Genomic DNA, 24,907 nt, shown 5'->3' on the forward strand with positions numbered 1-24,907 from the left:
AGTATGAAGACGAAAGACGCTACGGCGTCTTTTTGTCGTTGAGGAAGAATATGTCTACGCAAGACGCAAAGTTTGTCCAAGGTTCAACCATGCGCCACATTCTGGTGATGTCCGGAGCGGGTTCCGTGGGTTTAATGGCGCTGTTTGTCGTCGATTTGCTTGATATGTTGTTCATCAGTATGTTAGGGCAGGTCGAGTTGGCTGCGGCGGTTGGTTTCGCGGGAACATTAATTTTCTTCTCAACTTCAGCATCGATAGGTACCTCGATAGCGATGGGCGCTTTAGTTTCCAAAGCGATCGGTGCAAAGGATTTCGAACGAGCGAAGTTGACCAGTGGTAGCATCATGCTGGTGGCTTTTATGATCAGCTTGGTCATTACCATTGGTATGTTCATCCACATTCCCGAATTACTCGCAGCCATTGGTGCGGAAGGAGTTGCGGCGGAGCGTGCTGAAGCGTATCTCAACATTCTTCTACCAAGTGCGCCAATTTTGGCATTAGGTATGTCAGCCGGTGCAGGTTTGCGTGCTGCTGGTGATGCTAAACGCTCGATGTGGGCCACGTTGGCTGGTGGTATCGTTAACGCGATTCTTGATCCTCTCTTTATCTTTGTCTTCAAATGGAACGTGGAAGGTGCGGCGGCGGCTTCGGTGATTGCTCGTTTTACGGTATTGGCATTCTCCCTTTATCCGCTGGTGAAAGTGCATCAGTTGGTGTCCTTTCCAACATTCGATATCTTCAAAAATAACCTTAAGCCGATTTTGGCGATTGCCATTCCTGCAATCATCACTAATACCGCAACGCCAATTGGCAACGCGATTGTAACGACACATATTGCTCAATTCGGTGAGGACTTTGTCGCAGGATTTGCGGTGATAGGGCGTTTAACACCAGTGTGCTTTGCTGTGATTTTTGCATTGTCTGGTGCGGTTGGTCCTATCATTGGGCAGAACTTTGGCGCGGAGCGAATGGACCGCGTGAAGCGAACACTGACAGACTCTTTGTTGGTTACCACTATTTACACGCTGGGTGTTTGTGCCTTGCTTTATGTTTTGCAAGATTACATCGTCGCTATGTTTAGTTTGACGGGGGATGCCGCGATTATTGTTGTCGCGTTCTGCACTTACGTTGCTATCACATTTGTATTCAATGGCACTTTATTTGTTGCGAATACCTCGTTTAACAACCTTGGTAAACCGCTTTATTCAACGGCATTGAATTTGGGTAAAGCGACAATTGGTACATTACCATTTGTGTACTTTGGGGCTCAATGGTATGGCGCACTTGGTGTGCTATATGGACAAGCGGTGGGTACGATTGTATTTGGTTTACTTGCACTGGTAGTACTGAACAAGCACATCAAAGATCTGATGCAGAACTTTGGGGAAGACATTATTGAAGATGACCCTGCGATTACTTGTGTTAACACTCAGCCTTTCTGTTCGCATGACGCGGTATTGATCGACGAAGTCGCAACGGCTTTGGAAGAAGAAAAAGCGTAATTTTGCTTAATTCATCATATTGTTCTTGACCTTGGAGCTAGCTCCAAGGTTTATCCTTAGTGGCAGAAAGAGACTCATCACCAATAAGGAAAGTGAATTATGTGTACAAAACATCAAGGTTGCCAATCTGGCAAAATCAAATCTGCGGTGGCGGTAGGTGCAAACGACTCTTGCTGCGCACCGGCAAAACCAACTCTCAATATCACGCAAGCGAGCGTGGTCGGCTCAGAAGGCTCTTGCTGCAGTAGCGGCGGTTGTAGCTCTGAGTCTGCCGAAGACGAAGGTCCTGCCGAACCCCTCGAATCCTCCATTCGTCATAGCTGGTTAGTGTCTGGTATGGACTGTCCTTCTTGTGCCCAAAAGTTAGAGAAGGCGATTACCTCTGTAGAAGGGGTTACCAACGCTAAAGTACTATTCGCAACCGAAAAATTGGTCGTCGATTTTGATAACCGTGCCGTCGCGGCTGTAATTGAGCAGGTCTCTCAACAAACTGGTTTTCCATTAACTTCTACCGATGCACCAAAGCCAAAAGCAGAAAAGAAAGGTTGGTTAGGCATTGTTAAAGACAATGTACAAATCCTATCGATCGCAGGTGCAATGGCGTTTGCTGGCATCATTTCTGATTTCAACCCAACGTTAAGTACTTGGCTGTTTACCTTAACCTGTTTGCTTGGTTTGTATCCGGTTGCAATGAAAGCGGTGAAATTGGCTCGTAGTGGCACTCCGTTTGCGATTGAAACATTAATGAGTGTCGCAGCATTAGGTGCACTTTACCTTGGCGAAACTGCTGAAGCAGCGATGGTGCTATTGCTTTTCCTTATTGGTGAAAAGTTAGAAGCATACGCATCATCTCGTGCTCGCAGTGGTGTTCAGGCATTGATGGACTTAGTGCCTGAAAATACGACACTAATTGTGGACGGCGAACGTCAAGAAGTGCCAGCGTCACAGCTTCAGCCAGGTGACATTATTGAAGTCGCTCCTGGTGGTCGTATGCCTGCTGACGGTCTACTTATGACCCAAGCAGCAAGCTTTGATGAGAGCGCACTAACCGGTGAATCCGTTCCAGTTGAACATGCTGAAGGTGGAAAAATCATGGCGGGTGCCGTGGTTGCCGACAAAGTCGTGCAAGTGAAAGTGACGTCTCGCCAAGGTGAAAACGCGATCGACCGTATTCTGCATTTGATTGAAGAAGCAGAGTCACGCAAAGCACCGCTTGAACGCTTCCTAGATAAATTCAGTCGTTGGTACACACCGCTGATGATGCTTGTCTCTCTATTAGTCATCATCACACCGCCATTGTTGCTTGCACAACCTTGGGAGACATGGGTATACCGCGGTTTAGCATTGTTATTGATCGCATGTCCATGTGCTTTGGTTATCTCTACTCCTGCAGCGATTACCTCAGGTTTAGCCGCGGCAGCAAAACGAGGTGCCTTGATCAAAGGCGGTGCAGCGTTGGAACTGTTGGGACGTGTTGAATCTGTCGCGTTCGACAAAACAGGTACTTTGACACAAGGTAAACCGCAAGTGACTGACGTGGTTCCATTCGATGTAACAGAAGAGCAGCTATTAAGCTTAACGGCGTCGATTGAGATTGGCTCAAGTCACCCACTAGCGTTATCGCTGGTAAGTAAAGCGCAAGAGCAAGGCATCAATATTCCTGAAGCGGCAGATAAAACTGCGCAGGTTGGTTCTGGTGTGACAGGTGTGGTTGAAGGGAAGTTGGTTCAAGTCATCGCACCATCGAAAGCAGACTTCCCAATCTCGCAACAGGTTGAGCAACAAGTGGTTGAGTTAGAAGGGCAGGGTAAAACGGTCGTTATTGCTCGTCATGATCATGAAGTCATTGGTTTGATCGCATGGCAAGACACGCTTCGCCAAGACGCCCAGCAAGCGGTTGCTGCACTGAAGAAACTTGGTATTTCATCAGTCATGTTAACCGGTGATAACCCACGTAGTGCAGAAGCTATTGCTAACCAGATTGGTCTTGATTACAAAGCCAGTCTGTTACCAGCGGATAAAGTGCACTATGTGGAAGAGATATCAGCGCAACACACTGTCGCGATGGTCGGAGATGGTATTAACGATGCACCGGCGATGAAAGCATCCAGCATCGGTATCGCCATGGGTGGTGGTACGGATGTTGCGCTAGAAACCGCAGATGCGGCCCTGACTCACAACCGCTTGGTTGAATTGCCTGCGATGATTGAGCTATCACGTGCGACGCTCAATAATATTCGTCAGAACGTAGCGTTGGCTTTAGGCTTGAAAGGCGTGTTCTTGGTGACAAGCTTACTCGGTATTACCGGGTTATGGGTTGCGGTATTAGCCGACAGCGGGGCTACTGCCTTGGTGACTTTGAACGCTCTAAGACTATTACGCTTTGAAACTATACCCAAGTAACCTCGAGATGCTTGGTTCAGCGAGAATGACTTGGTTTGAAGGCGAGGCAACAATTTGAAGATCTAGTGGTTCTAAATCGAAAATTGTTAACGAAGCATGCGAACCAAGGCAACTCGCCCTTCGGGAGCGTGTCACTGAAGCAACTTCATCGTCAAACAACTTGGAAATAGCGTGCTATTCCGCTTCGTTGTTTTCCTTGAACTTGAATCCGTGACGACGCTCTGAATCTAGCATCTTGAAGTCACTTGGGTATAAGCAAGTAAAATAATCATAAACGTGTATTAAGAATTAGCCTGAGGCGGAGACGTCTCAGGCTTTTTTATATCTGTTAATCGAGATGGTCTTAGTGATGGTTTCGTTTGGTGAATCACTGATTACTATGCAATGAAACGATCTTTTGGTCTGTAAAGTGTGATCCAAACCGTTTTTATTTGAAAGTGTAGATTTATTACATTGTTTCATTGTGATTGTGATCACTCAATGTTGGTAAAAGGTTCGCTACAGTGCATCTGTACCCAACAACTTATTAATGAGCTTATTGTTTACAAAATAAGCCACAACAAGGAGCGACTTATGTCTCAAGCTGTATTCCATTTAGGTGTTACTGAAGCTGATCTTAATGGTGCTACTCTAGCAATCATTCCAGGCGATCCAGCACGCGTACAAAAAATCGCAGAAGAAATGGAAAACCCAGTATTTCTAGCAAGTCACCGTGAATACACGCTATACCGTGCAGAGCTAGACGGTAAACCTGTTGTGGTTTGTTCTACAGGTATCGGTGGTCCATCTACTTCTATTGCAGTAGAAGAGCTAGCGCAACTTGGTGTTCGTACTTTCCTACGCGTTGGTACTACTGGCGCAATCCAACCACACGTAAACGTAGGTGACATGATCGTTACGACAGGTTCTGTTCGTCTAGATGGCGCGAGCCTACACTTTGCTCCAATGGAGTTCCCAGCAGTAGCAGATTTCGAAATCGCAACAGCAATGAAAGCTGCAGTTGAAGAGTCTGGTGCAACAGTTCATATGGGTGTGACTGCTTCAAGTGACACTTTCTACCCAGGTCAAGAGCGTTACGATACTTTCTCTGGTCGTGTTGTTAAGCGTTTCCAAGGTTCTATGCAAGAGTGGCAAGACATGGGCGTTCTGAACTTCGAAATGGAGTCAGCAACATTGCTAACCATGTGTGCAAGCTCTGGCCTGAAAGCAGGTTGTGTGGCGGGTGTAATCATCAACCGTACACAAAAAGAGATTCCAGATCATTCAACTCTGAAAGAAACGGAAGCTCGCTCAATTAAAGTTGTAGTAGAAGCCGCTCGTAAGATGCTTTAAGTACAACATTAGTTGGCATTTAAACAAACGGGAAAAACCAGAGGTTCGCCTCTGGTTTTTTCTATCTGTTCGTTTTGTTTGGGTGCAACAACTTTAAACCTGACGCAATAAAAAAAAGCAGCCGAGAGGGCTGCTTTTCTGTTTTTTGATTGGAGGTTAAAAACTAGATTTCGTCAGAACCGCCAGCGGCTTCAAACCATACAGAAAGGTGAGTTTTGAGATCTTTGAGTTCATCAGGACCGATCAGTGCCAAACCTAAATCTTCTGCACGAGTGATGTCATTATGGCGCAGTGGGCGGAAGCTCACCAACATCGCTCTTGCTTGCAGGCCGCCAAGAAGATCGCGTAGCGATTCAAGTTTGTAGAGCGTGTCATCGCCATCGTCACGCATGCCTTTGGTTTTACATTCGATGATGTGAAGCTTGTTGTTCACCACCGTTGCCACGTCAAGCTCATTGCGAACTTCACTTTCACCGAGTTTGCGATAAACCTGCACGTTCAACGAACGGTCTTGAATGGTCGGCATGGTGTCTTGAATTTGTTTAACGGTGCTGTGAACCAGAGTTTCTAACCACTCACCATTTGAGAAGCGGCGTGCATCTTCGTCAGCAAACGTCAGTACGCCGTTTTCGTAAGTGGCGATTTGCGCTTCGACCAAGTCGGTCAACAACATGTTCAGTTCACGGTAGCCTTGTTGTTTCTCAGAAAGCTCAACATCTAGCTTTTGCTCTTTACGACACGTTGTTGCAAGGTAGTTTAGTGTAGCAAGACCAGGACCAAGCTCTAACGCGTTAGACGCCCAGCGCTCGCCAAGTTCATACAGCTTTTGGTCAAGTTGAGGAGGAAGGTCTACGTGGTGGAATTCACCGCGCGCACCGAAAATTGTAAGGTAGTCAGAAATCGTAATGTGGTCTTCTACTTGCGTGTCTTCTTTGCCATCTGGGTAAAGCCAGCATAATTTGTCACTGTTTGGCTCTACAACGAAGATTGGCCAGCGATAAGTACGGAAGACTTCGTACACGGAAAGCAGACGGTGACGAAGACCACAGCTTGCATTGAGTTTAACTTCTTCGCCTCGGTCGTGGAGGTCTTTTGCCAATTTGTGGACAGATTGTTTGATCAGAGAAGTGTTTACTGCAGAAGGAATTTCAAAGAATTCGGAAGTAATTTCTCGCTGCTCTAATACTGCGCTCAGTCGCTCGTACATATCGGATTGGCTTTTGTCGCCGATGAAGACGATATGTGTACTTACAGTGCGATTATCCAAAAGAGGAGTGACTAATCTCACTGGATCTTGGTCGATAATACCAACATGAACAGCCATAGGTTTTCCTTCTTATTTGGCTTGCTCGAAAAGAGAAAAGAAAAGGGATGAGCAAGCCATAATAACCATATGTAGACAAGGCTCATAAAAAACAAGGGTGACTTTAATAAAAAGTCACCCTTATACAGTTGGTTGCAATAAATCCGCTACTTGTTGCGTTCGATTTTATAGTTTAAATCGATGAACCAGTTCATTTTGCTGATGCGCAAGTTGCGTCATTGATTCGCTGGTTTGCGCAATGCTAGACATCGCGTGATAGCTTTGGTCTGCAATGCTATTGATGTCTTCAATGCTGCGTGCAATATCGGCAGAAGTCTCGCTCTGCTCAGCTGCCGCCTGAGATATATGCGTGCTCATTTGGCTGATTTCGATGATCAGTGCTTGGATTTCTTCCATTGAACTGTTTGCTTTTGATGCTTGTTCCACCGACATTTCCATATCACTCATACAACTTTGAATCACCTGACTCGCGGTTTGTGAGCTGGTTTGTAGGTTACTGATCATTGACTCAATCTCAGTTGTCGATTGTGTCGTCTTGGAAGCTAACACTCGAACTTCGTCGGCAACAACTGCAAAACCACGACCTTGCTCGCCAGCACGTGCTGCCTCAATGGCGGCATTCAGTGCGAGTAGGTTGGTTTGTTCAGCAATGTTACGAATTACATCCAGAATAGAGCCAATTTGCCCACTCATTTTCTGCAATTCAGAAACCGCAGACACTGATTCGTTTAAACGTGTCTCAAGTTGGTTGATAGTCGAGATATTGCTGTTCATCACGTTGCGTCCTTGGTCAGACGCTGTCTCAACACGTTGTACCATCTCTAGCGAGCCTTGTGCACTCTGCGCGACTTCTTGTACTGAGTGAGACATCTCAGTCATTGCTGTCGCCACATTAGCGGTTTGCTCACGTTGAGAATTCAATTGTGTTTGTGCTTGTGAAGAAGTTTGCTCGTTGGTTGATGCGGTTGTTGCTAAGTTGTCTGATGCATCGTTTAGTTTCACAAGGATGTTGTGCAAGCTATCCGCGAGCGTATTGATGTGACCGCTCACACGGCTGAATTCGTTGTTGTAACGGTTGTCGATACGTTGCGTCATATCGCCTTCTGTAAGGCCTTCCAACGCTTTTAAGATGCGAGTTAGTGGTTCACGAACACTTTGCGCGATGTGGTAGCCGATCGCTGTTGCAAAGAGAACCACAATAACAGCAATGACAATCGCTTTAGTCACGCCCGCTGAGTAGATGTCCCCAGCGTCAGCGAGAGACTCGTTCAGCTTGTCGGTTGCGGTTGTGGTGAATTGTTCAAGAATTGCCATGCTAGAGTCTACTTTTGTCGCTAGGTTAGCAATATTATTGTACAACGCAGATCGAGCCGATAAGTAACTGTTGTGTTGATCCAATACTCCGCCACGCATACCTACGTCGCGAGTAAACTGCTCAACGGATTCGCCGAAGGCTTTTTGCAGCTCAGGCAGTTGTGTCACAAGTCCACGGAACGCGTAGTTTAGGTGCGTGACTGCTTTACGGTTTTTTGCTACCGCTTGAGTTACGAATTCTGGGTTGGTACTTGCCAGCGCATCCGAGGTAATAACTTCAGCATCTTTTAATTTAATGAAGTAGCTTTTTGCCATCACTTTCACTGAGATGCTGGATTGATCTGCGACGTATTCTTTAAGACCAACAGAAAGCTCTGTGTTGAGCTTTTGGAAACGACGCGATGATTTTTGCACTTCTTCTTGTGCTGAGAACATTGCCTCATAGTTGTCCATGGCTTCTTTTGCTTCGGTAAAGTAGCTCTGCTCAAGTTCTTTAAGTTGAGAAAATGGTTCGGCAAGAGAAGGGTAGATTTGACTCGCGATTTCAAGTTGACTCAATGTCTCTTCAAAGCGCTGTTGAGATTTAGCAAATTCCTGACGCATTTCATCCATGCGTTGTTTATTCTCTGTGGTCAGGAAATCCTTAAAAGATTTATCTGCGGAAAGCAGTTCCACACTGGTCTGGTTAGATAGTGAAACAAGTGGTAGTGAAGACTTGGATACTGTCTCAAACTTACCGTGAATATCATTCATGCCCCCCATCATAATGGCAATCGTGACCGCAAACAGGACGATGATTAGCGCGAAGCCTGCATACATCCGTTTAATAACTGAACCTCGCATAAGTGAGCTTCCTCTCCCAAAAATAGACAAGATAAATAAGAAATGTCTTAAAAAAGTAACAAAATTCATTGGATTGTATTGAGTTTGAGACGCACGTTTTATGACGGACACGACAAAAAAAGCTTCAACGTAACGGCTTATATTGATAATGTTAAGTGAACACTGTTTTTTATTGAGCTCGCTTTTGGCTTAGCGCATACTAAATAGGTTACACACCTTATAAAATGGAGTACCCATGGCGGAAGAAACCATCTTTAGCAAAATTATTCGCAAAGAAATCCCAGCAGATGTCCTTTACCAAGATGATTTAGTAACGGCGTTTCGTGATATTAATCCGCGTGCACCAAGCCACATTCTTATCATTCCAAATAAGCTGATCCCGACAACTAATGACGTGGAAGCCGAAGATGAAGCGATGATGGGGCGCATGTTCACGGTTGCGAAAAAGCTGGCTAAAGAAGAAGGCATTGCAGAAGACGGTTACCGTTTGATTGTAAACTGTAACTCACATGGCGGTCAGGAAGTCTATCATATTCATATGCATCTAGTGGGCGGTCGTCCTTTAGGTCCAATGGTATTGAGCTAATCTATTAGAAGTGGATGAAGCAGTTCATCCACTTCTTTATACCCAAGCACTTCGGGATGTTTGGCTCAGCCAATGTTTTGAAATTACTTGGGTATATTTCTGTGAACGACACATTTGTGGAGATAAATGTGAAACATGGTGTGAAGCTATTTGGATTGATGAGCTGGGTCCTGCTTGCTACAGGATGTGCGAACTTATCCGCTGGCAATCTGTTCAGTCATTACAGCGACCAAAATAAAGAAGTCTACCAAGCGGTGGTTGCTGGTGAATACGCCAAAGCTGAACAACTGCAATCAAGTGATGTAGGTGGCGAAATCCTTGGAAACTTTGAACAAGGAAGAATTTCGTTTCTTGCTGAGGATTACCCTACCAGCTTGAACTCATTAGAAGAAAGCGATCGTGCAGTTCGTAAACAACAAGATCGTGCAACCATTTCTGTTACGGAAACAGCAACCAGCGTTGGTTCTCTTGCCGTTAACGACAATCTAAATGAATATCAGCCTGCCGATTATGAGCTCGGCTTTTTGCATTTGTACTTAGGTTTAAACTATTTGCAAAAGAATGATCTCGAAGGTGCGCTGGTAGAAATGCGCCGTGCTAACCAAGTGCAAGAAGCAGCGAAGAAAGCACGTGAAAAGGAACTAAAACGCGCAGAGAAGGATCTTAAGAGTCAAGGCATGTCGGCGAACCTAGGTAGCGTGCTTGCAAACTACCCAGATGCGGGTAAAAAGCTAAGTTCAGTACAAAATGGCTACTTGTTCTATCTGTCGGGTCTTTTATATGAAGCGTCACGAGATTTGAATAGTGCGTATGTAGACTACCGTCGTGCCCTTGCGGTGATGCCAAACAATAAGCAAGTGATTGAAAGCACCATGTATGCCGCAAAAAAGCTCGGCATGCGTGAAGACTTACGTTTACTTGAAAAACGTTATGGTAAAGCACCTTCAGGGTTGAGTAAGTCGCAAGGTCGCGTGATCGTGATCGACGAACAAGGTGTTGTAGAAGCATTACAAGGTTGGCGTATAGATTTGCCTATATATGACAGCCGAGGTGATGGTGCAATTTATTCGCTCGCATTACCTTATTACCCAAAAAGCGGAACGCAGCGTTTCGGCGATGTGGCATTGAATGGCAGCAAATTACCATCGAGCACTTTAGTCGATGTTAACTCGATGGCTCAAAACGATTTGAACGAACGTTTAACGACGATTGTTATTCGTCAGGCAATTCGTGTTTGGGCAAAAGACCGAATTCGAAAAGAAGCAGCGAAGAAAGGCGATGACGTCGGCAACATTCTTTTCAATGTTTGGAATACATTAACTGAACAACCTGATACTAGAAGTTGGCAGACGCTCCCGGGGACGGTGAAAACGGCTTCGAAAGTGGTGAAGCCGGGCAAGCAGAGTCTTAACTTAGGTGATCAGGTGTATCAATTTGACGTGCCAGCACAACAAACCACGTTGGTTTGGGTGTCCCGTCAGGGATCGCACTCAACAGTGTGGCATAAACAACTAGGGAGGTTGTAATGAGAGCATGGCTTATAGGCTTAGCGGTGATCATTGGTTTAGCCGGGTGTGCTGACAACACCGCAGGTATCCGAATTGATGGTCAAACTCAAAAGGTGTTTTTTAATGACAATGTTTTGGGTAGCCGTTTGTTAGTTGACAACATCACAACGACTTACGTGGATGATCGCCCACGAGGTGTCGTGCAGTTAAGCAGTAACTACAAAGGTGACCAGCACATTCTTTATCGCTTTTATTGGTATGACAATACAGGTCTGGAAGTGAACACCAAACCTGGTCCGTGGCGCAAAATGATTGTGCGTGGATTCGAACAGGTGACTCTGTCTGAAGTGACGGTGAACCCAAACGGAACACAATTTCGCGTACAAATTCGCGAAGCAGATGATAACTAACTCAACTCGAGTAACACAATTTCGGCGGCTATGCTGCTTTGCCAAGGTGGAGGCACCTTGGTATGAAACACAAACTAAGGAACTCTCATGAAAAAAAGTATTATTGCTCTTTTAGGTCTTGCCGTCATTCTGGGTGGTTGTTCAAACAAGGTCTCTTACGGTGATGCGCAAGCGACAGAAACAACAACGATTGATTTCGGCTCGACGGATCTACAAAAAATTGCTGGCGAAATGGTCGACAGCATGATGATGTCAGGTTCAGTGGCAGCAATTACTCGTGACCAACGTCCTATCGTGTTTGTTGAGCGCATCAAGAACAAAACAAGTGAGCACATCGATACTGAATCTATTACTGACACTATCTCTACTAAGATGCTGAACTCTGGTAAGTTCCGTTTTGTAGACATGGATCGTGTGGAATCTGTTCGTGAGCAACTTAACTTCCAAAACACTGACGAGCTAGTGAACCAAAGCACAGCTATCCAATTCGGTAAAATGGTCGGTGCGCAATACATGCTCTACGGCAACCTTTCTAGCATCGTGAAAAATGCAGGCAGTGACAAAGACGTTTACTACAAAATGACGATGCGTCTAATGGATCTAGAAACAGGTCTGATTGAATGGGCGGATGAAACAGAAATCCGTAAAGAGCAATCTAAGAGCCTATTTGGTCTTTAATTGATTCTTTTTGGTCATATGACCTTGAGTGGAGAAGTCATTCATGGCGTGGTTTTCTTGGCAACAAGCGAAACAGTTAGATCCGAGTTTAAATACTCTTGATGGCTTCTTTACTTCACCACCAGTGAAGGTTCAAACCGTCACTGGTGGACTAACCAATCGTTGTTGGCGGTTGGAATCTTCAGAGGGTCTTGCGTATGTCTGGCGACCAACCAGTAACGTATGCAAGACCTTTGCTATATCTCGCCATAACGAATATCAAGTGCTCAATGCAATCGCCCCGCTTAACCTCGGACCTAAACCTGTCTTTGTTCATGAGCAAGGTTTGCTAGTGGAGTGGGTTCCGGGTGAGACATTGACTAAGCCTGGTATCGATATTGATGAATTATTGCCAATCGCTGCTGCTATTCATGAATATCCGTCGACGGCGATTCCTTTGGTTCCTTTCTCTTACTTGTCACGAATTGATCACTACTGGTTAGAGCTAGGTGGTAAGTACATTGGTACAGAGTTTGAAACCTTGTATCGAAAATGGCGGTCGGAACCGAGTGTTGAACAAGTTCCCGTTGCACTGTGCCACTTCGATCTTGGTTGTTATAACTTGGTTCGTGGTGAAGAGGGGGTGAAGGTCATAGACTGGGAATACGCCGCTTTATCTGATCCAAGATTAGACCTCACTTTGATTTTGCAGCTTGCCGATGTGCCAATTGAGCTGGGGGTTGCTCAGTATTGCCAGATTCGTCAAATTGATGATGTGTCTCTGTGGCTGGAAGGCGCACGTGCGTGGATGCCAAGGACCATTATGATGGCGATGTTATGGTATTTGATCGCCTACAAATTGTGGGATGATGAACAATACTTAGACAGTGCGAATGAGTTTAAAGACTTATTATGTATGGAAGATCACTGTTTTGATAACTCATGACTTTTTCCTCTTTAACCATAAGGAAATAGTGGTAGTTTAAAGTGAAGTACCAGCAAGTCACAGGGAGAGGTACACATGATTATTTACTTGCACGGCTTTGATAGTACAAGCCCAGGTAACCACGAAAAAGTTCTTCAATTGCAATTCATCGATGATGACGTTCGTTTCATCAATTACAGCACACTTCATCCTAAGCACGATATGCAGCACTTGTTGAAGGAAGTGTCTAAGGTCATCGACCAAGCGAATGACCCTGCCCCACTTATCTGTGGTGTTGGTCTTGGCGCATATTGGTCAGAGCGTATCGGTTTTCTTTGCGGCATTAAGCAGGTGATGTTCAACCCAAACCTGCATCCAGAGAAAACGATGGCAGGTCGCATTGATCGTCCCGAAGAATATGAAGATATCGCGACCAAATGTGTCGAGCAATTCCGAACCAAAAACCAAGATCGTTGTTTAGTGATTTTATCCAAAGAAGATGAAATACATGACAATTCGAAAACTGCGGCGGAGTTGGACAAGCATTATCAGATTATTTGGGATGAGAACCAAACGCACAAGTTCAAGAAAATCTCTCATCATCTGCAAGCGATGAAGGCATTCAAGAACGCATAAATTGCCCAATAGATAAAAATTTAACTACCTTTAAACAGCACTTCAAGAAGTGCTGTTTTTGTATCTATTGGTTTTGACTCTATCGCACTGATTCTGCCAAATTTTACATTTTGTATCGATTTATCGGCTTGATTTATCGATTTAACCTTTTGTGGCACGAAAACGTTACCGTCAAGCAGATGAAAAGTAGTCAATCCGTATCCAGAGTAAGGATTTTTGTTGCCATCAAAGGATTGCTCTATATAATGAACTTGGTAAAAATAATTTGATAAATATCAAAAAAAATTGAGAGCGAGTAAGAAACTTGCCCATTTTTTGTCTGAGATCGTGTGTTTCAGGCGAATAATCCGATGGACCATAAGCCGAAAACAAGTGTAGGCAATAACATGATGGCATCGGGATTTATCCAAAAAGTGAGCTCACCTCTAGAGACCAAAGAATTCATCGGTTGGATGTATGACCGCAGCGTAACTGTGAGTCTACGTCGAGCTGAACCCATATATTCATTTTTGTAGAGGATAACATTGTGACACGCATTATCGTTGTAGGCGGCGGTGCTGGTGGCCTTGAGTTGGCTACCAAACTGGGCCGCACTCTGGGTCGTAAGAACCGTGCGCAAATTACACTGGTAGACCGTAAAGCGAGCCACTTGTGGAAACCACTGTTGCACGAAGTGGCAACAGGCTCATTAGACGAAGGTGTGGATGCATTGAGCTACCGTGCTCATGCCAAAAACCATTGCTTCGATTTCCAAATGGGTAGCCTTCAAGACATTGACCGTGAACGTAAAGTGATCATTCTAAGTGAACTAAAAGACGAACATGGTGAACTTCTGATGCCAAGCCGTGAACTGGAATACGATATTCTGGTTATGGCAATTGGCTCTACGTCAAACGACTTCAATACGCCTGGGGTTCGTGAAAACTGTATCTTCCTCGACAGCCCTGAACAGGCGCACCGTTTCCGTAGTGAAATGAATAATGAATTCTTAAAACTGCATGCAAAAAACGGTAACGGTACGGTAGATATCGCGATCGTTGGTGCGGGTGCAACTGGTGTTGAATTATCGGCAGAGCTTCACAACGCAGTAAAAGAATTACGAACGTATGGCTTCGGCGATCTTGACTCTAGCAAACTAAATGTAAACCTAGTTGAAGCAGGTGAGCGCATTCTGCCTGCGCTGCCGCCACGTATCTCTTCTGCAGCGCATCAAGAGTTGGTCAAGCTAGGTGTAAACGTGCGTACTGCGACCATGGTGACACAAGCGGACAAAGACGGTTTGACTACCAAAGATGGTGAGAAAATCCCTGCACAAATCATGGTATGGGCTGCGGGTATCAAAGCGCCTGATTTCATCAAAGATATTGCCGGTCTAGAAACGAACCGTATTAACCAATTAGTCGTGAAAAACACGTTGCAAACCACTCGTGATGACGACATCTTCGTTATCGGCGACTTGGCCCAATGTACCCAGCCAGATGGCTCATTTGTGCCGCCACGAGCTCAGGCTGCGCACCAAATGGCAAGTCAAGCGTTCACTAACATTGTGGCTAAGCTTAATGGTCGCGAGCTTAAAGCATACGAATACAAAGACCACGGCTCTCTAGTGTCTCTAAGCCGCTTCTCAACCGTTGGTAGCTTGATGGGTAACTTAACCAAAGGCTCTATGATGGTTGAAGGTCGCATCGCACGCGTAGTTTACATTTCACTGTACCGTATGCACCAAATGGCGCTACACGGTGTGATTAAAACGGGTTTGATGATGCTGGTTGGTCGTATCAACCGCGTATTGCGTCCAAACTTGAAACTGCACTAATTTGAATTTTTGGTTCTTTGTTGAAGATTTGGCGAGAGAATCAAATAACAAATAGAAGAAAAGCCACCGCATGTCGGTGGCTTTTTTCATTCCAAGTCATTGGGTAACAGTGAATAAACGACCCCATCTTTTGGCTTCCCATGAAAGATAAATCGGTTTCTGGCAATCGCTTCTTTCTGTGCACCAACAGACTCAATTAAAGCCTGACTGGCTGTGTTATCTAAATCACAGACGATTTCTACGCGAGTCAAATTGAGTTTAGCGAAGCAGAACTCGGCAAGCGCTCGGATTGCCTCTTGAGCGTAACCTTTGCGTTGATAACGGTCCGCAACCCAATAGCCAATGCTTGCCATATTGAAGGTATGATAAAGCTCATTGACAGCAGCCATACCAACAAGGTTATCGCTACTTCGTTCATAAATGCCAAAACCAAACGCTTCTGTTTTTACCCAGTTCAGTCGCGTAGCGAGCAAGAAATCTTGCGCATCTCTTAGTGAGACATTTTCATCACACCAATCTAACCATTGGTGTAGGGAAGGGGATTCTGCCAGTATGCGTTGTAGAATATGGGCTTCCTCAGATGGGATTAATCTGAGAGCCAAACGAGGGGTTATGATTTCAAAATCTGGACTCATACAACTTCCATGTTAGATTTCAAATAAAACAAAGCGCAGCAAGTGCTGCGCTTTGTTGTTGGTACTGTGTTTTATTGTACTCGACGAACTTGAATGATCATCCCCATTAATGGGTTATCTAAGTAGTGGGTTTCGCCACTGCGCATACGACGCTTCTGATCCATTCGGAAGCTCTTCAAGAATGTCTCTTCAGTCACAGTCGGAGAGACTTCTGCTAAGTTACCGACTTGCACGTTACCATCGACTTCGCCAAATTCTTCAGACAATTGTTCTGAAGGTTGCGATTCAATGTGAACCTCCCGAACACTCGGTTCACGTAAGTCCATCGTTGTCTCGGCAAACAAATAGTGCTGAACGTAGATTTGTAATTTGCCATCTAACTCATAAAGTGGACCTTTAACGCTTTCTTCGCTATAGCCATCGGTCGCTAAGGAATGTGCATTGCCAGTGATTGAGCTGCCATCTGGATTATATGATCCTGAAAAATCACGCCCGCCAACAATGCGGAAAACTGGTGCACTTGCTTTACCACGGTCACCTTGACGCCACGCTACGTGCTTCAGTACTTTAAAGCCTGCATGGTTGTTAAGTGCTGCTTCTTGAGCGTTCAATCTGTAAGAAGAACGAGGAAGCAGGGTGACGCCTTTTGATTGACGGTAAGAATCGCTTTGTAAGCTGCCGACGTTACTCATTTCGATAGTTGGCAGTTTGTTTGGCCATGATTCACTGGTACTTTCAGCGTCGACTGCTCGCTTGAAAATAATTACTTCAATATCAAATTGACGCGCAGCCCATGATGGCATTGAGACACAAAGAAGTAATAATGGGATCAGTATTCTCATTCGACTATTAGCTCGTTGGTAATAAATTCTGTTTAAAATCATTCAGTAAGTCTTGAACAAACTGAATGCGTTTACGTCGGTCCGTCAATGGTACGCTAAACTTGAACTTAGTTGGACCTTCCATTGCAAATTTTTGCGGCTGTGATTGCAGGAGTTTAACTAAATATGCTGGGTTTATGTCAGCATCAGGGTAAAACTCGATGAAACCACCTTTGTCATGAGCTTCAATTTTCTTAGCTTTGAGACATACAGCAGCAATTTTTAGCTCAGAGACAGACAGTAAGTTCTTCGTTGCATCAGGTAGCAAGCCGAAACGATCAATCAGTTCCACTTTTAATTCTGATAGCCCTTCTTTATCTGTCACGCTCGCGATTCGTTTGTACATAGATAGGCGAGTGTTGACGTCTGGTATGTAGTCATCTGGCAAAAGAGCTGGAATGCGCATTTCGATTTCAGTTTGTTCTCGAAGTAGATCATCCAGTGAAGGTTCTTTGCCTTCTTTTAAGGCTTCAACGGCTTGTTCAAGCATTTCCATATATAGTGTAAAACCAACCGATTGAATTTGACCACTTTGTTCGTCACCCAGTAACTCACCAGCCCCGCGGATTTCAAGATCGTGGGTAGCAAGAGTGAAGCCAGCACCAAGGTCTTCCAGTGACGCAATTGCATCAAGACGCTTAATTGCATCTTTCGTTATTGCTTTTGGATGTGGCGTCAACAGGTAAGCGTACGCTTGGTGGTGCGAACGACCAACACGACCACGAAGCTGGTGCAACTGCGCGAGACCTAGGTTATCTGCTCGGTCCATGATGATGGTGTTGGCGGTTGGTACGTCAATACCTGTTTCTATGATCGTAGTACATACGAGTAAGTTGAAGCGCTGATGATAGAAATCATTCATGATGCGCTCGAGCTCGCGTTCACGCATCTGACCATGTGCAACGGTAACTCGCGCTTCCGGAATCAGCTTTTGCAAATCTTCGGCGGTTTTTTCAATCGTTTCGACTTGGTTATGTAGGAAGTAAACCTGACCACCACGCATGATTTCACGGAGTACTGCTTCGCGTACTACGGAGTCTTCGCGTTGACGTACGAAGGTCTTAATCGCCAAGCGGCGTGCTGGTGGTGTTGCGATGATCGACAAATCGCGCATGCCACTCATTGCCATGTTTAATGTGCGCGGAATTGGTGTTGCGGTAAGCGTTAAGATGTCGACATCGGCACGCATTGCTTTCACTTTTTCTTTTTGACGCACACCAAATCGGTGTTCTTCATCAACAATCAACAAGCCAAGATCTTTGAACTTAATATCGCTTGATAGCAACTTGTGAGTACCAACGACAATATCAACTTTGCCATCAGCGACATCTTGGAGAATCACTTTTTGCTCTTTTGCCGATTTAAAGCGCGACAGGACTTCTACGCGAATTGGCAAGTTAGCAAAGCGGTCGCGGAAGTTTTCAAAGTGTTGCTGTGCAAGCAGAGTGGTTGGTACTAAGACTGCCACTTGCTTACTGTTGTCTGTGGCAACAAATGCAGCGCGCATTGCGACTTCTGTTTTACCAAAACCAACGTCACCACAAACTAGGCGGTCCATGGCTTTTGCTTGGCACATGTCAGACAAGACCGCATTAATTGCCATTGACTGATCGTCGGTCTCCTCAAACGGGAAAGTTGCTTTGAAAGTTGCGTATTGACCGCGGTCGAGCTCAAATTTATAGCCCGGTTTTAGCTCTCGCTTGGCATAAACATCCAGAAGTTCTGCTGCAACGTCACGAACTTTCTCTGCAGCTTTACGGCGAGCTTTTGCCCATGCTTCACCGCCTAGTTTATGCAGCGGTGCACTTTCTTCAGCTCCGCCTGAATAGCGGCTAATCAAGTTCAGTGAAGATACGGGTACGTAAAGCTTGGCATCATTTTGATACTCAAGTGTTACGTATTCCGTTTTCATACCGCCAGCTTCAAGAGTTTGTAGGCCTATGTAGCGGCCGATACCGTGATCGATGTGCACAACAGGTTGACCCGGCTTAAGTTCAGCTAGGTGGCGTATGACGGTGTCACTGTTGACCGCTTTTTTGTCTTTACGGCGACGTTGGATAACGCGATCGCCAAGCAGATCGCTTTCGCAGATCAGCGCGAAATTTAGCTCTTCATGAATAAAACCATGTTCCGCAGCACCTAGAATTAGGCTGAAACGATCGTCAGAATCCAGCGCTTGATATAGTGAACCATGGACTACTGGGCGCACTTTAATGCCTTGCAGTAGCTCTGTTAATGCTTCACGGCGACCTTCTGACTCGACAGAGAAAACGATTTTACCCGCAAACTGTTCACTGAATTGGCGTAAACGCGCTAACGGCTCTTTGTTCTGCTGTTGAACACCAAGCTCGGCTAGAGATTGAACGGCGAGATTCTGGCGACCTGCACGTTTAACGATTTTCTCTAGGCTCAGCTGAGCTTGCGGTAGTTGTTTGAAGTGAGTGAATAGCTCATCTTTCTTCAGCCACAATTCATGTGGTGCTAACAACGGACGCAGTGGATCGATTTTCTTTTGATCGTAGCGGTAGTCAACGTCATTCAAGAAGGTATCGACTGCGGCTTCAATATCGCCGTAGGTGATCAGTTGAGAGTCATCGGGTAAATAATCGAAAAGCGTTTCTGTATGATCGAAAAACAGTGGCTGCCAATATTCAATGCCCGCTGGCCAAGTGCCTTTGGTGACTTGCATGTAAATTGATTCAGGCTCGCGGCGAGGTTCAAACTGAGAGCGCCAACGAGTACGGAAATCTTCAATAGCCGCTTTCGTCGTCGGAAATTCATGCGCAGGCAGAAGCTGGATTTGCTGAATGTCTTCGATCGAACGTTGGTTTTCTGGATCAAATGTGCGAATGGTGTCGATCTCGTCATCAAAGAAATCAATGCGATATGGATCTGAACTGCCCATTGGGAACAAATCTAGGATCGAACCTCGGCTTGCATATTCACCCGGACCAAACACTTGATCAACGTGACGGTAGCCAGAGTTCTCCAGTTGCACACGCAGTTTTTCCAGCGAGAATTGGTCGCCCGTTTTCACCATCAAGGTGTGCTGAAGTAAGAAATCACGCGGGGACTGGCGTTGTAATACCGTGCTCACTGGCACAATGGTCACACCACGATTTTGGTTTGGCAATTGATATAAGCGGGCAATACGATCTGAGATGATCTCTTGGTGTGGAGAAAAGTTGTCGTATGGCAGCGTCTCCCAATCAGGGAATAGGCTTACCGGTTGGTCGGTAAATTGCTCAATTTCTGCTTGCAGTTTGAGTGCGATTTGCGGGTCTGGTACCACTAGCAGAGAGTGGCTTGAGTGTTGTTTTGCTAGCTCGGCAATCGCCATCGGCAATGCCGCTCCCGGTAAGTTGCCAAGCTGTTTTTTATCGCCACGCTCAGACGGATTGGTGACGGACAGAATCGTTGCTTTTGTCATGGTAATTATTTGTTATCTCGCTCTAATGAGCGCTGACGGAGTAGTTTTTGTTGTTGGTATAGTGCGGCTTTAATCAATAAATCTTGGTCAGCTTCTCGAAGTAACTTGTACTTTAGTGTGATTACATAGCCTTGCTCGGCAGATTCGCACTCTACTACCTGAGCGTAGCAGTAAATTGCTGCAGCAGGATGATCTAAGAAGAGCTTCACACGAACCAGTTGGTCTTTTTCTACGGCAGAATCGCTACGGTAGCTCAGTTGGCTTGCGCCGAATTGCGTAGTCTGGAAACGGAGTGCAATGTCATCTTGTTGCGAGAGCATAAAGCTGAGCAGTAAGTTGAGTTTAGAGTTTTGAGTATCCAGCAAATGGATGACGTGTTTTAACTCTTTGTTTTGCAGCTCCAATCTCGCGTTATCAGCTAACATATCTAAATGGCTAAATTCACTTGCGACAATAAAAGGCGCTGGAATTTCGGATTGGAAAGTCTCTTCATCTGGCAGAGCAAAGTCCGTCCCTAGCGTTTCGACGTTGATAGTCAGATTGTGGTGTACGGTAAAATATTCTTGCTCTGTCATAATTCGGTCCTTTTCTGCCATCGAGCGCTCTCATTTCATTTAGGAATGAGTAGGATAGGGGGTTGATTATCGCTAATCAGGTTAAGTTATCAAGTTTCCCCGTTTCTCTGGCTGAACTTTTTGCTGTAAATGGGGACTTATTGCATGTCGTTGACAAATTTAGCGATTATCTTGTCTTCTTCATTGTAAGAGTAAGGTAAGATAACCCGTATTAACTAGCTAAGTAATGGCTTCATAACTAGATAACCAGTTGGTTTGTCCTATATGTATCATCCTATTTCTTTGTTTATTGGCTTGCGGTACCTTCGGGGACGCTCCGGAGACCGATTTAGCCGATTTGTTTCTTATATGTCGACAGCCGGTATCACAATTGGCGTGATGGCGTTAGTGACGGTGCTTTCCGTAATGAACGGTTTTGAAGCCCAGTTGAAAGAGCGCATTTTAGGAGTGCTTCCTCATGCTGTGATTTCGCAACACGATAGTAAAACGCCTCTCAGTGAAGCTGCTCCTAAGTTCATTCAAGATATGTCGACCATAGCAAAACCAGAGCCTATTGTTCGTGGTGAGGCTGTTATTCAAAGTTCTGCACAACTGACAGCTGGTTATTTAATTGGTATAGAGCCCAAACTTGGCGACCCGATTTCTAACCACCTTATCGCAGGACGTTTATCTTCTCTTCAAGCAGGTGAGTACAAAGTATTCCTTGGTCACAGCTTGGCGCGCTCATTGAAAGTGTCGATGGGCGATAAAGTCCGTTTGATGGTCACCAATGCCACCCAATTTACCCCACTGGGTCGAATTCCGAGCCAACGTAATTTCACGGTAGCTGGCATCTTCAATACGGGCTCAGATGTCGATGGTCAGCTTATGATTGTTAATATGACTGATGCGGCAAAGCTGATGCGTTTACCGAAAGATACAGTCTCTGGCTGGCGTGTGTTCTTCTCAGACCCTTTTATGGTGACTGATTTTGCTGATCAGCCAATGCCTGATGGTTGGCAATGGAGTGATTGGCGAGAACAACGTGGTGAGCTTTTCCAAGCCGTCAAAATGGAAAAGAATATGATGGGCTTGATGCTTGGGCTGATCGTTGGTGTTGCGGCGTTTAACATTATTTCCGCTTTGATCATGGTGGTGATGGAGAAGCAATCTGAAGTCGCGATTCTTAAAACACAAGGTATGACTCAATCTCAAGTGATGGCGATTTTCATGGTTCAAGGCGCTAGCAGTGGTGTGATTGGTGCCATTGTTGGTGGTGCAATGGGCGTTGCTTTATCACTTAACCTCAATGCAATTCTTGAAGCGGCGGGAGTGGCACTATTTAGCTTCGGTGGTCACTTACCTATCGTGATTGATTCATTCCAAATTTTACTAGTGGTAGTGCTGGCGATTGCTCTGAGTCTAGCTGCAACTGTTTACCCGTCTTTCCGAGCATCTTCTGTTAAACCTGCTGAGGCACTTCGCTATGAATAAGCTATTAGAATGTCGTGATATTCGTAAAGTCTACCGAGAGGGTTCGTTAGATACTGAAGTGCTCAAAGGTGTAAGTTTTGATATTGATAAAGGCGAGTTAGTGTCTATTGTCGGTTCATCAGGCTCGGGTAAGAGTACGTTGCTCCACATTCTTGGAGCATTAGACGATGCATCTCAAGGAGAAGTGGATTTTCTGGGACAGAACTTGTCTGCTTTGAGCTCCAACAAACAAGCTGCATTGCGTAATAAGCATCTTGGCTTTGTGTATCAATTCCATCATCTGCTGGCTGATTTCACAGCGGTTGAAAATGTTGCAATGCCACTGTTGATTGGTGGGGCGAAAGTTGCAGATGCGAAAGCGGAAGCAAAAGCCCTTCTGGAGAAGGTGGGGTTGGGACATCGAATGGATCATCGTCCGTCAGAACTTTCTGGTGGTGAGCGCCAACGTGTAGCTATCGCACGAGCTTTGGTCAATAAGCCTGACTTGGTTTTAGCAGATGAGCCGACTGGTAACTTAGATCACAATACGGCGCTAGCGATTTACGACTTAATGCGTGAGTTAAATCAGGAGTCGAATATTGCTTTCTTAGTTGTCACTCATGATAACGAGCTGGCCGCGAAAATGGATCGCCAAATGCATATGCAAGATGGTTTGCTGGTGGATCGTTTTACCACAGACACAGCAACCGTGGAGGGCTAATTTTGTTTTCATCTTTAGCATTGATGATTGGTGGACGTTTCAGTCGCGCTAAAAAGCGTAACAAGATGGTATCGTTCATTTCTCTTTCCTCCACCATCGGTATTGCGGTTGGCGTAGCAGTCATCATCATTGGCTTATCTGCGATGAATGGCTTTGAACGAGAGTTACAGTCTCGTGTGCTTTCTGTGATTCCACATGGTGAGTTAGAGGGGGTGAATGGTCCACTGCACAACTATACCAAAACCATGAAGCAAGCCCTAAGTCATGAGCATGTGGTTGCTGCCGCACCTTATGTTCGGTTTACGGGGTTAGCAGAAAAGGGCAGTAAGCTAAAAGCAATAGAAGTTCGCGGTGTGGATCCAGCTTTTGAGCAAGCTGTTTCTAGTATGTCTGACTTTATTGACCCACAGGCGTGGCAAAATTTTTACTCAGGTCAACAGCAAGTGATTCTTGGGCGTGGTGTCGCCAATGAGTTAAAGGTCGATGTTGGTGACTATATTACTTTAATGATCCCGCAATCAGGCAGTACGAATAAGGTACAAGCCCCAAAGCGAGTCCGAGTCAAAGTCGCTGGTTTTTTAACGCTTAACGGTCAAATAGATCATTCATTAGCGCTAGTACCGCTCAAGGATGCTCAAGCCTATGCTCGCTTAGGTGATGGCGTTACAGGTATTTCGCTGAAAGCGGATGATGTGTTGAATGCACCATCAATTGTACGTGAAGTCGGTAGCCGAATTGATGTTTATGTTTACCTAAAAAGCTGGCAACAACAATTTGGCTTTTTGTACCGTGATATCCAACTTGTTCGTACCATTATGTACCTGGTAATGGTGCTAGTGATTGGTGTCGCGTGTTTCAATATTGTCTCGACATTGATGATGGCGGTTAAAGATCGCGCGGCTGAGATTGCGATTCTTCGTACTATGGGTGCAAAAGACAGTTTGATTAAGCGTATCTTCGTTTGGCAAGGCGTATTCTCGGGCGTATTTGGTAGTCTTGCGGGTAGTGTCGTTGGCGTTCTTGTCGCTCTCAACCTCACACCGATTATTAAGGGGTTGGAAGCCTTAATTGGTCACCAATTTCTTTCGGGGGATATCTACTTTGTCGACTTCTTACCATCGCAATTGCATTGGCCAGATGTTGCTTTGGTTTCAGTTACGGCGATTATCTTGAGTTTGTTGGCAACATGGTACCCAGCCTCCCGTGCAGCGAAACTTAATCCAGCGGCGGTATTGAGTTCCAAGTAATCTACAAAGCTCAGCGAACAGTTCGCAAATAACAGACAACAAAAAAAGGACCGATTATTATCGGTCCTTTTTATCTATATCGTTGTTATCTCTAATTGGCTCGATGCGTTTCATACTTGAGTTACATCACCTTTCATTTCTAACGTTAACTGTTTTCCATTCAACGCGCCATAACCTGCCAACTGGTGAATAAGCGCTTATCGTACTTTACGCTTTTGCCAGCTTCTCACGACTGAATAACGCCAAAGACCACGAATACCGAAATAACCAATGATTGCTGACACTACGCCACAGATCGCGCAGCCAAGTAAGAACGGAGGTCCTATGGTGTTCATTTGCTGCATGATGAATTCCCACGACAATTCAAAGTGGAATGGTTGTGGTGGTACATGCATGACCAAGGCACCAAGCTTGTAAGCAAAGTAGAACAGCACTGGCATGGTAATGGGGTTACTGATCCAGACAAGTGCGACTGATAGAGGCAAGTTAACACCAAGCATGATGGCAAGACCTGCCGCCATGATCATCTGACTCGGAAGCGGGACAAACGCCATAAACAGACCAACAGCAAAAGCGCCAGACGCAGAGCGACGATTTAAACACCACAAGTTTGGGTTATATAAAACGTTGCCGAAGACCTTCAGTGCTTTTTGGCGTTTGATCATTTCATGATCTGGCATGAAGCGTTTTATCAGCTTTCTAGGCATAGG

General features: G+C 45.3%; 20 protein-coding genes. 13 read left to right on the top strand and 7 right to left on the bottom strand.

What is annotated here, in order from left to right; genetic code table 11:
- Positions 1–50 precede the first annotated feature (50 nt).
- From AACR11_RS12290 to udp, 3 genes are all read left to right on the top strand, one after another.
- Positions 51–1,502, top strand: coding sequence for an MATE family efflux transporter (locus AACR11_RS12290; RefSeq protein ID WP_005446645.1), 1,452 nt, complete (start codon positions 51–53; stop codon positions 1,500–1,502).
- A 99-nt stretch (positions 1,503–1,601) separates the two neighbouring features.
- Complete coding sequence (locus AACR11_RS12295; protein WP_029789984.1) at positions 1,602–3,905, top strand: zinc/cadmium/mercury/lead-transporting ATPase; 2,304 nt, start codon at positions 1,602–1,604, stop codon at positions 3,903–3,905.
- A gap of 573 nt (positions 3,906–4,478) precedes the next feature.
- The gene (udp, locus tag AACR11_RS12300; RefSeq protein ID WP_005437517.1) at positions 4,479–5,237 is read left to right on the top strand and encodes a uridine phosphorylase; all 759 of its coding nucleotides are present in this window, start codon (positions 4,479–4,481) and stop codon (positions 5,235–5,237) included.
- A gap of 163 nt (positions 5,238–5,400) precedes the next feature.
- Here udp and AACR11_RS12305 read toward each other — a convergent pair whose 3' ends face one another.
- Positions 5,401–6,561 (bottom strand): DUF1887 family protein, encoded by a 1,161-nt coding sequence (locus tag AACR11_RS12305; RefSeq protein WP_029788428.1) that lies wholly within the window; start codon positions 6,559–6,561, stop codon positions 5,401–5,403.
- Between the two features lie 165 nt (positions 6,562–6,726).
- Positions 6,727–8,718, bottom strand: a complete 1,992-nt coding sequence (locus tag AACR11_RS12310) for a methyl-accepting chemotaxis protein (protein WP_029790272.1) — start codon at positions 8,716–8,718, stop codon at positions 6,727–6,729.
- Positions 8,719–8,953: 235 nt separating this feature from the next.
- Here AACR11_RS12310 and hinT point away from each other — a divergent pair, with 235 nt between their 5' ends.
- The 7 genes from hinT (at position 8,954) to AACR11_RS12345 (ending at position 15,256) form a co-directional block, all read left to right on the top strand.
- Positions 8,954–9,304, top strand: a complete 351-nt coding sequence (gene hinT, locus AACR11_RS12315; RefSeq protein ID WP_005446662.1) for a purine nucleoside phosphoramidase — start codon at positions 8,954–8,956, stop codon at positions 9,302–9,304.
- Between the two features lie 128 nt (positions 9,305–9,432).
- Positions 9,433–10,830 (top strand): COG3014 family protein, encoded by a 1,398-nt coding sequence (locus AACR11_RS12320; protein ID WP_009698321.1) that lies wholly within the window; start codon positions 9,433–9,435, stop codon positions 10,828–10,830.
- A complete protein-coding gene (locus tag AACR11_RS12325) occupies positions 10,830–11,222 on the top strand; it encodes a YcfL family protein (protein ID WP_005446667.1) in 393 nt (130 codons plus the stop codon). Before AACR11_RS12320 ends, AACR11_RS12325 begins: the two co-directional genes overlap by 1 nt.
- 87 nt (positions 11,223–11,309) lie before the next feature.
- Positions 11,310–11,900, top strand: a complete 591-nt coding sequence (lpoB, locus tag AACR11_RS12330) for a penicillin-binding protein activator LpoB (RefSeq protein ID WP_005431666.1) — start codon at positions 11,310–11,312, stop codon at positions 11,898–11,900.
- Between the two features lie 43 nt (positions 11,901–11,943).
- Positions 11,944–12,825: a thiamine kinase gene (gene thiK, locus AACR11_RS12335; RefSeq protein WP_029790271.1), complete on the top strand. Its 882-nt coding sequence runs from the start codon at positions 11,944–11,946 to the stop codon at positions 12,823–12,825.
- 75 nt (positions 12,826–12,900) lie between these two features.
- Positions 12,901–13,440, top strand: a complete 540-nt coding sequence (gene ycfP / locus AACR11_RS12340; protein ID WP_005446677.1) for an alpha/beta hydrolase YcfP — start codon at positions 12,901–12,903, stop codon at positions 13,438–13,440.
- 526 nt (positions 13,441–13,966) lie between these two features.
- On the top strand, positions 13,967–15,256 hold the full coding sequence (locus AACR11_RS12345) for an NAD(P)/FAD-dependent oxidoreductase (RefSeq protein ID WP_005446679.1): 1,290 nt from the start codon (positions 13,967–13,969) through the stop codon (positions 15,254–15,256).
- A gap of 86 nt (positions 15,257–15,342) precedes the next feature.
- Here AACR11_RS12345 and AACR11_RS12350 read toward each other — a convergent pair whose 3' ends face one another.
- The 4 genes from AACR11_RS12350 to AACR11_RS12365 all read right to left on the bottom strand — a co-directional run bounded on the left by AACR11_RS12350 (position 15,343) and on the right by AACR11_RS12365 (position 20,777).
- On the bottom strand, positions 15,343–15,891 hold the full coding sequence (locus AACR11_RS12350) for a GNAT family N-acetyltransferase (RefSeq protein WP_005446680.1): 549 nt from the start codon (positions 15,889–15,891) through the stop codon (positions 15,343–15,345).
- A 71-nt stretch (positions 15,892–15,962) separates the two neighbouring features.
- Positions 15,963–16,733, bottom strand: coding sequence for a peptidoglycan binding protein CsiV (locus tag AACR11_RS12355; RefSeq protein WP_074050253.1), 771 nt, complete (start codon positions 16,731–16,733; stop codon positions 15,963–15,965).
- A gap of 7 nt (positions 16,734–16,740) precedes the next feature.
- On the bottom strand, positions 16,741–20,202 hold the full coding sequence (gene mfd, locus AACR11_RS12360) for a transcription-repair coupling factor (RefSeq protein ID WP_029790270.1): 3,462 nt from the start codon (positions 20,200–20,202) through the stop codon (positions 16,741–16,743).
- A gap of 5 nt (positions 20,203–20,207) precedes the next feature.
- Positions 20,208–20,777 (bottom strand): PilZ domain-containing protein, encoded by a 570-nt coding sequence (locus tag AACR11_RS12365; RefSeq protein WP_079324769.1) that lies wholly within the window; start codon positions 20,775–20,777, stop codon positions 20,208–20,210.
- Between the two features lie 264 nt (positions 20,778–21,041).
- On the opposite strand from AACR11_RS12365, the gene lolC reads away from it, so the two are divergent.
- From lolC to lolE, 3 genes are read left to right on the top strand one after another with little or no spacing between them, the layout of a single operon-like run.
- On the top strand, positions 21,042–22,250 hold the full coding sequence (gene lolC, locus AACR11_RS12370) for a lipoprotein-releasing ABC transporter permease subunit LolC (RefSeq protein WP_026000130.1): 1,209 nt from the start codon (positions 21,042–21,044) through the stop codon (positions 22,248–22,250).
- Positions 22,243–22,950 carry a lipoprotein-releasing ABC transporter ATP-binding protein LolD gene (gene lolD, locus AACR11_RS12375; RefSeq protein ID WP_029790268.1) on the top strand — a complete coding sequence of 236 codons (708 nt, stop codon included), beginning with the start codon at positions 22,243–22,245 and terminating at the stop codon, positions 22,948–22,950. Before lolC ends, lolD begins: the two co-directional genes overlap by 8 nt.
- A gap of 2 nt (positions 22,951–22,952) precedes the next feature.
- Positions 22,953–24,197 carry a lipoprotein-releasing ABC transporter permease subunit LolE gene (gene lolE, locus AACR11_RS12380; protein WP_029790267.1) on the top strand — a complete coding sequence of 415 codons (1,245 nt, stop codon included), beginning with the start codon at positions 22,953–22,955 and terminating at the stop codon, positions 24,195–24,197.
- Positions 24,198–24,394: 197 nt separating this feature from the next.
- On the opposite strand, the gene AACR11_RS12385 is transcribed toward lolE, so the two are convergent.
- Positions 24,395–24,904 (bottom strand): DUF2062 domain-containing protein, encoded by a 510-nt coding sequence (locus AACR11_RS12385; RefSeq protein WP_005446692.1) that lies wholly within the window; start codon positions 24,902–24,904, stop codon positions 24,395–24,397.
- Positions 24,905–24,907 lie beyond the last annotated feature (3 nt).

Source organism: Vibrio sp. L85 (genome assembly GCF_963871815.1).
In the GTDB taxonomy this organism is placed as follows: domain Bacteria; phylum Pseudomonadota; class Gammaproteobacteria; order Enterobacterales; family Vibrionaceae; genus Vibrio; species Vibrio harveyi.